This is a genomic window from Streptomyces sannanensis (assembly GCF_039536205.1).
Classification (GTDB): domain Bacteria; phylum Actinomycetota; class Actinomycetes; order Streptomycetales; family Streptomycetaceae; genus Streptomyces; species Streptomyces sannanensis.
In genome coordinates this window covers 5,222,903-5,236,331 of sequence record NZ_BAAAYL010000001.1, presented here as the reverse complement: position 1 = coordinate 5,236,331, position 13,429 = coordinate 5,222,903, and the positions used below count along the sequence as shown (strand labels likewise).

The 13,429-nt window shown below is 69.7% G+C and carries 10 protein-coding genes; 1 reads left to right on the top strand and 9 read right to left on the bottom strand.

The features are described 5' to 3' along the window. Nucleotides 1-11: 11 nt before the first annotated feature. The 3 genes from ABD858_RS24475 to ABD858_RS24465 form a co-directional block, all read right to left on the bottom strand. Complete coding sequence (locus ABD858_RS24475) at nt 12-1,604, bottom strand: solute symporter family protein (protein ID WP_345044826.1); 1,593 nt, start codon at nt 1,602-1,604, stop codon at nt 12-14. A gap of 11 nt (nt 1,605-1,615) precedes the next feature. Then, nucleotides 1,616-2,110 carry a DUF485 domain-containing protein gene (locus ABD858_RS24470; RefSeq protein ID WP_345041278.1) on the bottom strand — a complete coding sequence of 165 codons (495 nt, stop codon included), beginning with the start codon at nt 2,108-2,110 and terminating at the stop codon, nt 1,616-1,618. Between the two features lie 81 nt (nt 2,111-2,191). Further along, nucleotides 2,192-4,309 (bottom strand): DNA gyrase/topoisomerase IV subunit B, encoded by a 2,118-nt coding sequence (locus ABD858_RS24465; RefSeq protein WP_345041275.1) that lies wholly within the window; start codon nt 4,307-4,309, stop codon nt 2,192-2,194. 434 nt (nt 4,310-4,743) lie between these two features. Between ABD858_RS24465 and ABD858_RS24460 the strand changes: the two genes are divergently transcribed. Continuing rightward, nucleotides 4,744-4,974, top strand: a complete 231-nt coding sequence (locus tag ABD858_RS24460) for a DUF7455 domain-containing protein (RefSeq protein WP_345041273.1) — start codon at nt 4,744-4,746, stop codon at nt 4,972-4,974. Between the two features lie 108 nt (nt 4,975-5,082). Here the strand turns inward: ABD858_RS24460 and ABD858_RS24455 are convergent, their stop codons facing one another. From ABD858_RS24455 to ABD858_RS24430, 6 genes are all read right to left on the bottom strand, one after another. Further along, nucleotides 5,083-5,913 carry a serine protease gene (locus ABD858_RS24455; protein WP_345041271.1) on the bottom strand — a complete coding sequence of 277 codons (831 nt, stop codon included), beginning with the start codon at nt 5,911-5,913 and terminating at the stop codon, nt 5,083-5,085. Nucleotides 5,914-6,056: 143 nt separating this feature from the next. Next, a complete protein-coding gene (locus tag ABD858_RS24450) occupies nt 6,057-7,601 on the bottom strand; it encodes an RNA polymerase sigma factor (RefSeq protein WP_345041269.1) in 1,545 nt (514 codons plus the stop codon). Between the two features lie 327 nt (nt 7,602-7,928). Further along, a complete protein-coding gene (locus ABD858_RS24445) occupies nt 7,929-8,819 on the bottom strand; it encodes a FadR/GntR family transcriptional regulator (protein ID WP_345041267.1) in 891 nt (296 codons plus the stop codon). Nucleotides 8,820-8,968: 149 nt separating this feature from the next. Next, nucleotides 8,969-11,101, bottom strand: coding sequence for an ATP-binding cassette domain-containing protein (locus ABD858_RS24440; protein ID WP_345041264.1), 2,133 nt, complete (start codon nt 11,099-11,101; stop codon nt 8,969-8,971). A 102-nt stretch (nt 11,102-11,203) separates the two neighbouring features. After that, nucleotides 11,204-11,968 carry an NUDIX hydrolase gene (locus ABD858_RS24435; RefSeq protein WP_345041262.1) on the bottom strand — a complete coding sequence of 255 codons (765 nt, stop codon included), beginning with the start codon at nt 11,966-11,968 and terminating at the stop codon, nt 11,204-11,206. A gap of 91 nt (nt 11,969-12,059) precedes the next feature. Beyond that, nucleotides 12,060-13,361: a DUF4192 domain-containing protein gene (locus ABD858_RS24430; protein ID WP_345041260.1), complete on the bottom strand. Its 1,302-nt coding sequence runs from the start codon at nt 13,359-13,361 to the stop codon at nt 12,060-12,062. Nucleotides 13,362-13,429: the final 68 nt, after the last annotated feature.

The window sequence follows — 13,429 nt, the reverse complement described above, 5'->3', positions numbered from 1 at the left end:
CGGTCGCGGCACTAGGCTGCACCCGCCCCGGTCAGCGAGCGGACCTCCGTCTCCGCGTGCTTGGCCTCGTCCGCCGGCTCCCGTGAGCAGACCGTCCCTGCCCAGCCCGCGAGGAAGCCCAGCGGAATGGAGACCAGACCGGGATTCTCCAGTGGGAAGAACTGGAAGTCGACACCGGGGAACAGCGAATGGGGGCTGCCGGAGACGACCGGTGACAGCAGCACCAGCAGCAAGGCCGGTACCAGCCCGCCGTACACCGACCAGACCGCTCCCTTGGTGGTGAAGTTCCGCCAGAACAGGGAGTAGAGCAGTACGGGCAGATTGGCGGAGGCGGCGACCGCGAAGGCCAGGCCGACCAGGAAGGCCACATTGAGGTCCTGGGCCAGCAGCCCCAGCGCGATGGCGGCCGCGCCGATGCCGACAGCGGCAATCCGGGCCACCGCGACCTCACTGTGCTGCCCGGCTTGGCGGCGCTTGAGTGAGGCGTAGAGGTCATGGGCCACGGAGGCGGAGGAGGCAAGGGTGATTCCGGCAACGACGGCGAGGATGGTGGCGAAGGCGACCGCGGCCACCACGGCGAAGAGGACCGTCCCGCCGGTGGCTCCCGGTCCGCCGCCCAGATCGAGGGCGAGCAGCGGAATCGCCGTGTTTCCCGCAGCGTTGGAGGCCCGTACCTCGGAGGTGCCGACCACCGCCGCGGCGCCGAAGCCGAGCACGATGGTCATCAGATAGAAGCTGCCGATCAGTCCGATGGACCAGACGACCGAGCGGCGGGCGGCCCGGGCGGTGGGCACGGTGTAGAAGCGGGCCAGGATGTGCGGCAGGCCCGCCGTGCCGAGGACCAGGGCGAGTCCGAGGCTGATGAAGTCGAACCTGGCGGTCGCGTCCGCACCGTACTTGCGACCGGGTGACAGGAAGTCCTTGCCGTAACCGCTGCGTTCGGCGGCGGTGTCGAGCAGTTGGTTGATGTCGCCGTGGAAGCGGACCAGGACCAGCACGGTGAGCGTGACGGCCCCGGCCATGAGCAGCACGGCCTTGACGATCTGGATCCAGGTGGTGGCCCGCATTCCGCCCACCGACACATAGACCACCATCAGCGCGCCGACTCCGATGACCGTCCATGCGCGGGCCGCCTCGGTCGTACCGCCCAGGAACAGCGCCACCAGGCTGCCCGCTCCGACCATCTGCGCGACCAGATAGAGCACGGAGACGGTCACCGAGGACGTGCCCACGGCGATACGGACCGGCCGCTCGCTCATGCGCGCGGCAACCACGTCGGCGAGGGTGAACCGGCCGCAGTTGCGGACCAGTTCCGCGACGAGAAGCAGAACGACCAGCCAGGCGACGAGGAAGCCCACCGAGTAGAGCATCCCGTCGTAGCCGAAGAGGGCGATCAGACCGGAGATGCCGAGGAAGGAGGCCGCGGACATGTAGTCGCCCGCGATGGCGAAACCGTTCTCCATGGGTGAGAAGAGCCGGCCGCCCGCGTAGAACTCCTCGGCGGAGCCCTGCCGGTGGCGGCTCACCCAGGTGGTGATGGCGAGTGTCGCCGCCACGAACGCGCTGAAGAGCAGCAGAGCCAGGGTCTGGTGCTGTGTTGTCAGGGTCTGGCCGCTCAACGGTCGTCCCCCTGTGCCATCTCCTGCTCGTGCTTCTGCTCGAACACGGTCCAGCGGAGGTCGAGTGCTGCTCGGTCCCGGCGCAGCCGGGCGTGACGGGAGTACGCCCAGGTCAGCAGAAAGGTGGTGAGGAACTGGCCGAGCCCGGCGACCATCGCGACATTCACCGCCCCTGCCACCGGCCGGGCCATCAGCCCCGGTGCGGTGGTCGCGGCCACGACATAGGCGACGTACCAGGCGAAGAAGGTGAGAACCGCCGGGATCACAAAGCGGCGGTAGCGGCCGCGCACCTCCTGGAAGGCAGGGCTGCGCTGCACCTCCAGATAGATGTCCGCCGCGCCGGGGCCCCGCTCGGGGGCCGTCGGAGCGACAGAAGCGGCGGGCACGGCCGCGCCCGTGTCGGCCGGCTCGCCCCGGCCGGAGGCCGGGGCGGCATACCACGGGTCGTCGAGCCGCACCGCCGAAGAATGGGGCTCTGTGTGATTTTCCACCGAACGATGATGTCGGCCTGGCTGGATCCAGGCCGCACGTATCCTCCCTGTTCACCCCATCAGGTGACGGTTTTCCAAGGGTTACGCGTCGATGCGTGAACGGTCCAGGGTCGCCGCGGAGTTGGTGATGAACTCCTTGCGCGGCGCGACCTCGTTGCCCATCAGCAGGTCGAAGGCCTGCTCGGCGGCCTCCAGATCACTGATGTTGATGCGGCGCAGCGTGCGGTGGCGCGGGTCCATCGTGGTCTCCGCGAGCTGGTCGGCGTCCATCTCACCGAGGCCCTTGTAGCGCTGTACGGAGTCCTTGAAGCGGATGCCCTTGCGCTGGAACTCCAGCAGGGTCTGCCGCAGTTCGCTGTCGGAGTAGGTGTACACGTACTTGTCCTGGCCCTTCTTGGGCTGGACCAGCTCGATGCGGTGCAGCGGGGGGACGGCGGCGAAGACACGCCCCGCCTCGACCATGGGCCGCATGTAGCGCTGGAAGAGGGTGAGCAGCAGACAGCGGATGTGCGAGCCGTCGACGTCGGCGTCGGTCATCATGATGACCTTGCCGTACCGCGCCTGGTCGATGTCGAAGGTCCGGCCGGAACCGGCCCCTATGACCTGGATGATCGCCCCGCACTCGGCGTTCTTCAGCATGTCCGAAACGGACGACTTCTGGACGTTGAGAATCTTGCCGCGGATCGGCAGCAGCGCCTGGAACTCGGAGTTCCGTGCGAGCTTGGCGGTACCGAGCGCGGAGTCCCCCTCGACGATGAAGAGTTCACTGCGGTCGACGTCGTCGCTGCGGCAGTCGGCGAGCTTCGCCGGCAGCGAGGACGACTCCAGCGCGGTCTTCCGGCGCTGGGCCTCCTTGTGCTGGCGGGCCGCGATGCGTGTACGGGCAGCGGCGACGACCTTTTCCAGGACGGCGCGGGCCTGCGCCTTGGCGTCTCGCTTGGTGGAGGTCAGGAAGGTCTTGAGCTCCTTGGCGACGACGTTGGCGACGATCCGGTTGGCCGCCGAGGTGCCGAGGACCTCCTTGGTCTGGCCCTCGAACTGCGGCTCAGCGAGCCGTACGGTCACGACGGCGGTGAGGCCCTCCAGGGCGTCGTCCTTGACGACGTCGTCCTCGGCGACGCGCAGCAGCTTGGCGGAGCGCAGCACCTCGTTCACCGTCTTGGTAACCGCCCGCTCGAATCCGGTCACATGGGTGCCGCCCTTGGGAGTGGCGATGATGTTGACGAAGGACTTGAGCGTGGTGTCGTACCCGGTCCCCCAGCGCAGGGCGATGTCCACGCCCAGTTCCCGGGTGACCTCGGTGGGGGTCATGTGCCCGCGGTCGTCGAGGACGGGGACGGTCTCCTTGAAGGTGCCGTGCCCGGTCAGCCTCAGTACGTCGCAGACGGCCTTGTCCTGCGCGAGGTAGTCGCAGAACTCGCTGATGCCTCCGTCGAAGCGGAAGATCTCCTCGCTCTTGCCCGTGCCCTCGAGATCGCGCTCGTCGCGCACGAGGATGGTCAGCCCGGGCACGAGGAAGGCGGTCTGGCGGGCGCGCTGGTGCAGCGTCTCCAGGAAGAGCTTGGCGTCCTTGAGGAAGATCTGGCGATCGGCCCAGTAGCGCACCCGTGTGCCGGTGCGGGTCCTGGGCACCTTCTTGGCCTTGAGCAGGCCGTTCGCCGGGTCGAAGGGGGCGTCGGGCCCGGACTCCGTGAAGATGCCGGGCACACCGCGCCGGAAGCTGATGGCATGCGTGTGTCCGCCACGATCGACCTCGACGTCGAGGCGGGCGGAGAGGGCGTTGACGACGGAGGCGCCCACACCGTGCAGACCGCCGGAGGCGGCGTACGACCCGCCGCCGAACTTGCCGCCGGCGTGCAGCTTGGTCATGACGACCTCGACACCGGACAGGCCCGTCTTCGGCTCGACGTCCACCGGGATGCCGCGGCCGTTGTCACGCACCTCGACCGAACCGTCGTCGTGCAGGACGACTTCGATGTGATCGCAGTACCCGCCGAGGGCCTCGTCGACGGAGTTGTCGATGATCTCCCAGAGGCAGTGCATCAGGCCCCGGCTGTCGGTGGACCCGATGTACATGCCGGGGCGCTTGCGCACCGCTTCGAGGCCTTCGAGTACGAGCAGGTGCCGCGCGGTGTAGTTGGAACCGTCACGGTCTGCGGTAAGCAGCGCACTGGACGGAACGGACGTCTCGGCGGTCACGCGGTTCGCTCCTCGCTGAATTTTCGATAGGGGCCCAGTGGATGGCGGGCAGGCGTCGGTCGCCGGTCAGAGGGTACCGAGGCCTGGTAGAGCGGATGTAACGCCACCCTCGGGAAGACTCATGCTAGTCCAGAGTCGTATGGGTGTTCGATCCCTCGATGGAGTGAAGCGGATATCACGTTCCCAATGAGGCATGAACCATTTAGGGTCGGGGCACGTCCTCATGAACAAACGGCAACCCCGCCGAGAGGATCAAAAGAGACAAGCCAGCGAAAAACCGTAGAGCGAAGCAATACGGCTAACTTCGCCGCCAACCGGCAGCAGACAGCCACCTTGACAAAAAATTTCGAGGAAAAGCCACGAGCGGGAACGTTTTCGGCCTGGTTGGATGTTGACCCTGGTACGACAGCTCGTCGAGCTAGAGAAGAGGCGACGTGACTACTGTTCTGACCCCCGCGAGCCCCCTGACGGCCGCTGATCGCTGCGACCGCTGCGGCGCCCAGGCATACCTGCGCGTCGTCCTGACCAGCGGTGGTGAACTGCTCTTCTGCGCTCACCACGGACGCAAGTTCGAGCCCGAACTGAAGAAGATCGCCGCTGAGATACAGGACGAGACGGACCGGCTCACCACCGTTCCGGCCATGGCAGGTGACGACGAACGCTGACGCCTCACGTCGCGACGAGCCAGGACCGGTGAAACACCGGTCGACGGGTGGCCCGGCCCCGGAAGGGGCCGGGCCACCCGTTCTGGTACCCGGGCCGGCGCTCCGCGTTCATCGTCCCGCGGTGGCCTGCTGGACGAAGGCGGAGATCCGGGTGTACACCCCGGGGCTGTCCGACTTACCGCAGCCATTGCCCCAGGAAACAAGCCCGATGAGCGTGCCCTTGGCCACCAGCGGCCCCCCGCTGTCGCCCTGGCATGCGTCACGCCCACCCCTGGGACCACCCGCGCAGAGCATGGTGGCCGAGCGGTACTTTCCGGCAGAGCCTCCGGGATACGCCTTTTCGCAGGCCTCGTCGGGCAGCACCTGCACCGGTGCCGCGCGCAATGACGAGGCGTATGTGCCGTAGCCCGTGGTGTCCCCCCAGCCGTAGACGGAGGCGGCCGTGCCCGGCTCGTACACGGGGTCGCCGGGACCCGCAACCTTGATCACATTCTCGGCCGGCAGAGCCCGCGCCAGGGTGAGAACGGCGAGATCACCCTCGCGCGTGTAGCCGTCGTACGTCGGATTGACGTAGACCTTGCTCACCTCGATCTCATGGCCCCCCTCGGCCTGCAGCTTCGTACGTCCCGCGACGACTTTGAGGTCGGCCAGCTCGGCCGGCGAGACGCCGAGCGCGTCCTCGTTCATGCAATGGGCGGCCGTCACCACCCGGTCCGGCGCGACCACCACCCCGCCGCAGAACTGACCCGCCCGCGCTGCGCCGAACAGGGAACGGCTGGACACCGCGACGACCCACGGATTGCCCGTGATGCTCACCGGAGCACCACCGATGATCACACTGTCGGCGGCCGCGGGGACGGACACCATCAGGGGTGCCAGAGCCGTCACGGCTGCCAGGGCCAGCGCTCTGGCCGGTGATCGGATGGGGCGAGGACGCATGACGGACTCCTGACTCTGCGCTGACATATGCACACCCAGAGTCATCCAGCAGTGGCCGACACGCACCTCGGAACGACGGAGGCCCGGAGCTCCGTACCGGTGGTACGGAGCTCCGGGCCCACGGCAGCCGTGTGACGCGGCCTTTAGTCGAGGTAGTCCCGCAGCACCTGGGAGCGCGACGGGTGACGCAGCTTCGACATCGTCTTCGACTCGATCTGGCGGATGCGCTCACGCGTAACGCCGTAGACCTTGCCGATCTCGTCGAGGGTCTTCGGCTGGCCGTCCGTGAGACCGAAGCGCATGGAGACCACGCCCGCCTCACGCTCGGACAGCGTGTCCAGCACGGAGTGCAGCTGTTCCTGGAGCAGCGTGAAGCTCACCGCGTCGGCCGGAACGACCGCCTCGGAGTCCTCGATCAGGTCACCGAACTCGCTGTCGCCGTCCTCGCCCAGCGGGGTGTGCAGCGAGATCGGCTCGCGGCCGTACTTCTGGACCTCGATGACCTTCTCCGGGGTCATGTCGAGCTCCTTGGCCAGCTCCTCCGGGGTGGGCTCGCGGCCCAGGTCCTGGAGCATCTGGCGCTGGACGCGCGCGAGCTTGTTGATGACCTCGACCATGTGCACCGGGATACGGATGGTGCGGGCCTGGTCGGCCATGGCGCGGGTGATCGCCTGACGGATCCACCAGGTGGCATACGTGGAGAACTTGTATCCCTTGGTGTAGTCGAATTTCTCGACCGCGCGGATCAGACCGAGGTTGCCCTCCTGGATCAGGTCCAGGAAGAGCATGCCGCGGCCGGTGTAGCGCTTGGCGAGCGAGACGACCAGTCGGAGGTTGGCCTCCAGCAGGTGGTTCTTGGCGCGCCGGCCGTCCTCGGCGATGATCTCCAGCTCGCGCTTGAGCTTCGGCGCCAGTTTGTCGGAGTTGGCCAGCTTGTCCTCGGCGAACAGACCCGCCTCGATGCGCTTGGCCAGCTCGACCTCCTGCTCGGCGTTGAGCAGGGGGACCTTTCCGATCTGCTTGAGGTAGTCCTTGACCGGGTCGGCGGTGGCGCCGGCCGCGGCGACCTGCTGCGCGGGCGCGTCGTCCTCGTCCTCGTCGGACAGGACGAAGCCCTGGGCCTCACCCTCGGCCTCGTCACCCTTGCCGGGCTGCACGTCCTCGAGCAGCTCATCGGCGTCGAGCAGCTCGTCGTCGCCCTTCTTGGCGGCGGCCTTCTTCGCCGTGGTCTTCTTGGCCACGGTCTTCTTGACCGCGGTCTTCTTCACGGCCGCCTTCTTGGCGACGGCCTTCTTGGCGGAAGCAGCAGTGGTTTCGTCGGCCGCGGCATCCACGGCCTCGGCCGACGGGGCCGCCGTGGCCGCAACGGTCCTGGTCACGGTCGTCTTGGCCGCGACAGTCTTGGTGGCGGTGCGCTTGACCGGGCTCTTAGCTGCGACGCTCTTGCGGGTGCGCTTGGGGGATTCCGCGGCACTGACCATCAGCGTCACACCCTCTTCCTCGAGGATCTGGTTGAGGCTGCGCAGAACATTCTTCCACTGGGTTGGCGGAATCTGGTCAGCCTCGAAGGCCCGACGCACGTCGTCGCCGGCGATCTGCCCATCAGCCTTTCCCCGCTCGATGAGCGCCATCACGGACTGGGACTCGGCGATCTCGGGCGGGAGCGTACGGGATGTGCTGGCCGACACGAACAACCTCTCGGAACGATGGAAAACGGCTTCCGGCCCCACCCTCGTCCGGGCTGGGGCCGACGACCACCGGTCTGCGGATGCACCGGCGGCGCGGGCTGAACCTTGGAGCACCTACAGCGCCATCAACGGCGTCCGTATTCCCTCCTCGGCTGTCACCTCTTAGGTCATCGCGCAACCGCGAGGAGTGTTACGCCCAATTTTCGTGGCCCGAGTCACACCCCAATTCAGACATAACGGAAATAATTGGTGAATATGGTCACAATCGTGTCGCCGGACCCCGTGGTCCGGCGACACATATCGCTACGCCACGGGCCGCAGCCCGGATCAGTGCTCCCGGGGGGCCGGGACGACACGCTCCACCTCGGGGTGAACGGTGAGCAGTTGGCGCATGGCCGTCTCGGCGGCGGCGGCATCACCCGAAGCGAGGGCATCGACGATCCGGGAGTGGTGGGTGAGAGCGGACTCGGTGGGGCGCTCACAGCCGGTGGCCGGGCCGCCGGACACCTGGAGAGCGGCGGAGACGATTCCCGAGAGGTGCTCGAGCATGCGGTTGCCCGCGACCTGGATGAGGAGGGCGTGGAACTCGGCGTCGGCCCGGGAGAAGGTGACGGAGTCACCCTGGGTGAGGGCGTGACTCATGATTCCGACCATGTCGGACAGCCGCTGCTGCACGTCCTCGCGTCCGTGTCCCGCCGCGAGGCGGGCGGCGAGGGGTTCGATCGTCCAGCGCAGCTCGCTCAGCTCGCGCCGCTGGTCCTCGCGCTGCGGGCCGAAGGCCCGCCACTCGATGATGTCCGGGTCCAGCAGATTCCAGTCGCTCACCGGACGGACCCGGGTGCCCACATTGGGCCGGGCGCTGACGAGGCCCTTGGCCTCCAGGACGCGCAGCGACTCCCGTACGACGGTGCGGGAGACCTCGAAGCGCTGACCGATCTCCTCGGGGACGAGCGGACGGTCGGCGCCCAGATCGCCGGAGACGATCATCTGGCCGAGCTGCTGGACGAGTTGGCCGTGCAGGCCGCGGCCGCGACTGCCGGCCGCGCGCCGGCCGCCAACCCGGCCCAGTTCCGTGTCCGCGCCCTCCCAGGAGGGAGCTCCGACGCGATCGGCGCCGGGCGCCTCCGCGTAGGGATAGCGGTCGAGTTCGCCCGGGCCCACGAGTCCGGTCTCTGCGGGGCGGGCGGTGGTCATCATGGTGTGCGCAAGGGTACTCACGCATCCTTTGTCGGCGTGGCTCCCGCAGCCCTTGAGGTCTTTGGTGAAAAGCACACGAAAGGGTGATCGGTGCCCGCCCTTCAATTGACGCTTTATCGGAAAGAAGCGCGCAATTCCCGGGGAGTTGTGTGCGACGACCGCACATTCGGTCACCAACGCGCTTTGGCGCGAAGGATGATGACCAGATACGCGCAGAGCAGGGCCAGGAGCGACAGCACCAGGGCCGCACCCACGGGCTGGGCGACGAGCCGTACGGCGGCCGCCAGCCAGCGGTCCGCCTCCTGCGGCCACCGCACCCAGGCCAGCCCTCGCAGCCTGGCCGCGAGGGCAAGGGCGGAAGGGGCCAGGGGCGCTTCCAGTACCTCGCGCACCAGTGGGGCGACGACGACCGGTACGGCCAGCACGGCGGCCACACCGGCGGTCGTGGCCCGGAACACCGCGGCGCCGAGCAGTCCCGCCCAGGCGCAGCCCACGGTGAGGCCGGCCCAACTCGCCGCCTTTGACGCCAAGTCCGCCGGGAGGTGCGCCAAGTCGGCTCCGTACAGCAGCCGAATGAGCTCCCAGTCCGCCGCAACGGTGAGCGCGCCGAGCAGCAGGGCCGCCCCGGCGGCCACCACGAGCTTGGCGAGCAACAGGCCGAGCCGGCGCGGCACGGTGCCCCGGTCGACGCCGAGCGCGGGATAGCGGAACTCCTCGCCGAAGGCGAGGGCACCGAGCAGCCCGGCCCCCAGAGCGGCGGGCGGCAGCGGAAGCCAGCCGGGCCACGCCGCCAGCAGGCCCGGCAGCACGGTGCGCGCGTCGCGCGCGAGCAGCACGGCGATGACGGCGGACCCGACCAGCACAGCGGCCACGATCAGACCGGTCGTCCGGACACCGAGCAGTCGGTGCAGCTCGTACCGGTACGGCCGCAACGGCCCGTGAAGCGTGCGCCGCCTGATCATGGGGCTCACGCCGGAGGCCTTCACTCCGCCCCGCACCGGTGAGCCGGTATGACGGCCATCTCCCACCGGGACGCCCGTCCCGGCGCCGTCCACGGCGCGGACGCGGGCGGCACGGCGCTCGGCATCGGGCGTGGTGTCAGCGGCACCGGCGCCCTCCGGTGCGTCAAGGCCGGCGTCGCCGTCGTATGGGGCCCCGGCCGCGGATTCCCCTGAACCGGGGGCGCCGTCGCCGCCTGTTTGGGCCGGGACGGCCGTGCCGGTGCCCGGCGCGGGTTGCCCGGTGCCGGTCAGGACTTCGGCGGGACCGCAGGCCGCGGCCTCTGGGTCGGCGTCGACGAATCCGTGAGGCCCGGCATCGAGTGAGGCGCCGTCAGTGGCGGCGGCAGCCGGGGCATCGGGACGGGCAGCGTCGGCACGGTCGACCTCCGGGCCAGGTGCGGGCCGGGGATCGCCGAGGCGCCGGGGCGGACTGAGGTCAGGGATCTCGTCGGCGAGTTGGTGGAGCAGGACGCCATGGCGGAAGGCCGCCTCGCCGATCTCCCCGCAGCTGCTTCCGTAGATGTACAGACGGCTGCCGCTCTCGGCGACCACCTCCATGGAGCGCCGGCCGGTGCGGGCCTCCCTGCTGAGAAGGGCGGCGAGTCGGGCGGCGTGCGGAGTTCGGACCGCTACGCAGGGACGCAGCCGGGTGCGGGTGAAGTCGGCTGCGCCCTGGTCCGCGACGAGCCGGCCGCCGTCGATGGCGATGACATGGTCGGCGGTGCGGGCGGCCTCCTTGGCGTCGCTGACGGTGCACAGGACCGTGCCCCCTTGCTCCGCGTGGCTGCGCAGCAGCTCGTACAGCCAGCCGCTCTCGCGCGGCGAGAGACGCCGGGCCGGTTCGTCGAGGAGCAGGGTGTGCGGGTCGCCCAACAGTGCGCAGGCGAGGCCGAGTCGGCGGTCCATGCCGAGTGGGAGCGTGCCGAGGCGCTCGTCGCGGACACCGGCGAGGCCCACGCGTTCGAGCATGGCATCGGCGCGGGAGACCGGCACTCCCACCGCGGCGCAGAGCATGCGGAGCTGGTTGCGGACGGTACGGGCCGGGTGGCCCGGTACGTCCCCGAGGAGGGCACCCACCTCACGGGCCGGGTGGGCGACCTGGTGGAGCGGACGTCCGCGGAAGTAGGTGACCCCGCGGCCCGTTTCGAGTTCGAGCATCAGTCGGAGGGTTGTGGTCTTGCCGGATCCCGGGGCGCCGAGGAGAGCCGTGACACAGCCGGGCCGGGCCTCGAAGCTCAGATCGTCCACGGTGGGCGGCAGGAACCGGCGGGGGGCACTGGTGAGTCCGATGGCCTGGAGCATCGCTTCTCTCGCAGATGGGGGAACCGCACGACGGCAAGGCGGGTACCTGAGCAAGATAACGCGATATTTCGGACTTTCGGCGCAGCCTTTCGGCTGCGGGTGTCAGACTTCCGGGCGCAGCATCGGCGGGTTGAGCAAGGTCGCGCCGCCCGCCCTGAACAACTGGGCGGGCCTGCCTCCCTGCCGGGTCGTCGTACCGCCCGCGGGAACCAGGAACCCCGGCGTACCCGTCACCTTGCGATGGAAGTTCCGCGGGTCCAGGGCCACCCCCCAGACCGCCTCGTACACCCGGCGCAGCTCGCCGACCGTGAACTCGGGCGGGCAGAACGCGGTGGCGAGCGAGGAGTACTCGATCTTGGATCGGGCCCGCTCCACGCCGTCCGCGAGGATCCGCGCGTGGTCGAAGGCGAGCGGGGCGGACTGCTCGCCCTCCAGGCCGGAACCCGTCTCCTGGTCGATCAGCTCCTGGACCGGCGCCCAGCGGGCACTGTGCGCGTCACCGCCCGCCCGGGGCGCGGGCAGATCGGGGGCGAGCACCAGATGTGCCACGCTAACGACCCTCATACGGGGGTCTCGCTCGGGATCGCCGTAGGTGGCGAGCTGTTCGAGATGGGCGCCGTTGCCGACCGCGGGTGACGCGGGGTCGTGCGCGCACAGCCCGGTCTCCTCCATGAGCTCCCGTGCTGCCGCCGCCGCGAGATCCTCGTCGGCCCGGACGAATCCGCCGGGCAGCGCCCACCGGCCCTGGAACGGCGGCTCCCCGCGGCGTACGACCAGCGCACAGAGCGCATGGCGCCGCACGGTGAGCACGACCAGATCGACAGTGACAGCGAAGGGCGGAAAGGCCGATGGGTCGTAGGGCGACATGTTCGCGATCATAGTCGTCTGCCTGACGATAAACACGCCTTCGGTCGTCCTCGATCACTTCTCCTTCCCACCCTCCCGACCGGAGCCCTCGTCACCCGCCCTGCCTGCCGTGCCGAACGCCACGACCGCGCGTGCGGCCGCGCGGTTCGGCGGCGCCGGGACGGGCGGCCGGTGGCGAGCAGCCCGGGGCGGCGGCCGAGGGACGGGGCGGCTTGCGGCGGACCCGGGCGCGGCGCGACGCCGCCCCTCCCTTCGACCGCGTCCGCTTCCCTCGCTCCTGCCGCAGGCAGCGACGCAGTGCCTCCGGGTCGATCCCCTCATTGCACGCCTGGTGCAGAAGTTGCGCGAAGTGATAGCCGGGGTCGGCTCGCAGGGCCATCCCGAGGGCGACCCGCGCCGCCGGCTCGTCACCGGTCGACCATGCGACCCAGCCGGCGAGGGTGAGCGGCGCCGCGGCATGCTCGCCGTACGGGCCGACGCAGCGGCGGGACAGCAGCCGCCACAGCCGCAGCGCGGCCGAGGCCTCCGGGCCCTCCATCCATTCCGCCGCCCGGTCACGGGTCCTGCGGTCCTGAAGTCCGAGGATCACGGCGGCGGCCTCGTCGTGAGCGATCAGTTCGTCGTCGACGGCGTCCGGATCACCTCTGCCGGGCGCCGGCGGGGTCTCGGCGAGCCTCCGCATCAGGCGCCCGGCCAGTTCGAGGGTCTCGGCTCCCACCTGCTCGTGCTCCGCATCGCTGAGGAGGCGCGGCAGGAGTGACGCTCCGGCCGCGTCGAGTGCCCGCTCCTGCGGCGCCGCCCGCGGTGCCGGCCACGGGGTGAGGCGTGCCTCCATCTCCCGCAGTGTTCCGCTCACACGCAGGCCGGCGTAGGTCGCGGCCGCGGCCATCACCGATGTGCCGGGCATGGCCAGGGTGTTGCCCTCGGGCGGGCAGCAGCGCGTATCAGGGCAGCAGTACGACCAGTAGCGCCCGGACGAAATGCACAGCGCTTCCAGCACGGGCACCTCGAGGCCGCCGCACGCGGTGCGCAGCCGCTGGGCCAGCGTCCGGAGCCGCTCCATCACCTGGCCGCCCGTCTCCCCGTCCGCCGGATCCTGGCAGAGGAAGACGAGGATGCCGTCGGGCCGCCGACCGCGCCGCTCGCTCCCCATCACCAGGCACTCCGCGAGCTGCTCGGCGACGGCCGGCCATTCCTCCGGCTCGCTGGGGATACCGAGTCTGAGCCGGCCTCCGAAACGGCCTCTGGTGCCGTGCAGTGCGATCATGACGATGGAGTCGCTGGGGTGGAAGCCCAGGACGTAGGGCAGCGCGTCGGCAAGCTCTGCCGGACCCCGCAGGGTGATCTGCGTCCCGGCGGACGCGGCGCCGGTGGATTCGTGGTGCTGGTTCATGCAGGGCAAGGTCCCGCGGCGGGCCCCGCTCCCGCCAGCCCTGTGGATAACTTTTTGTCCACAGGGGC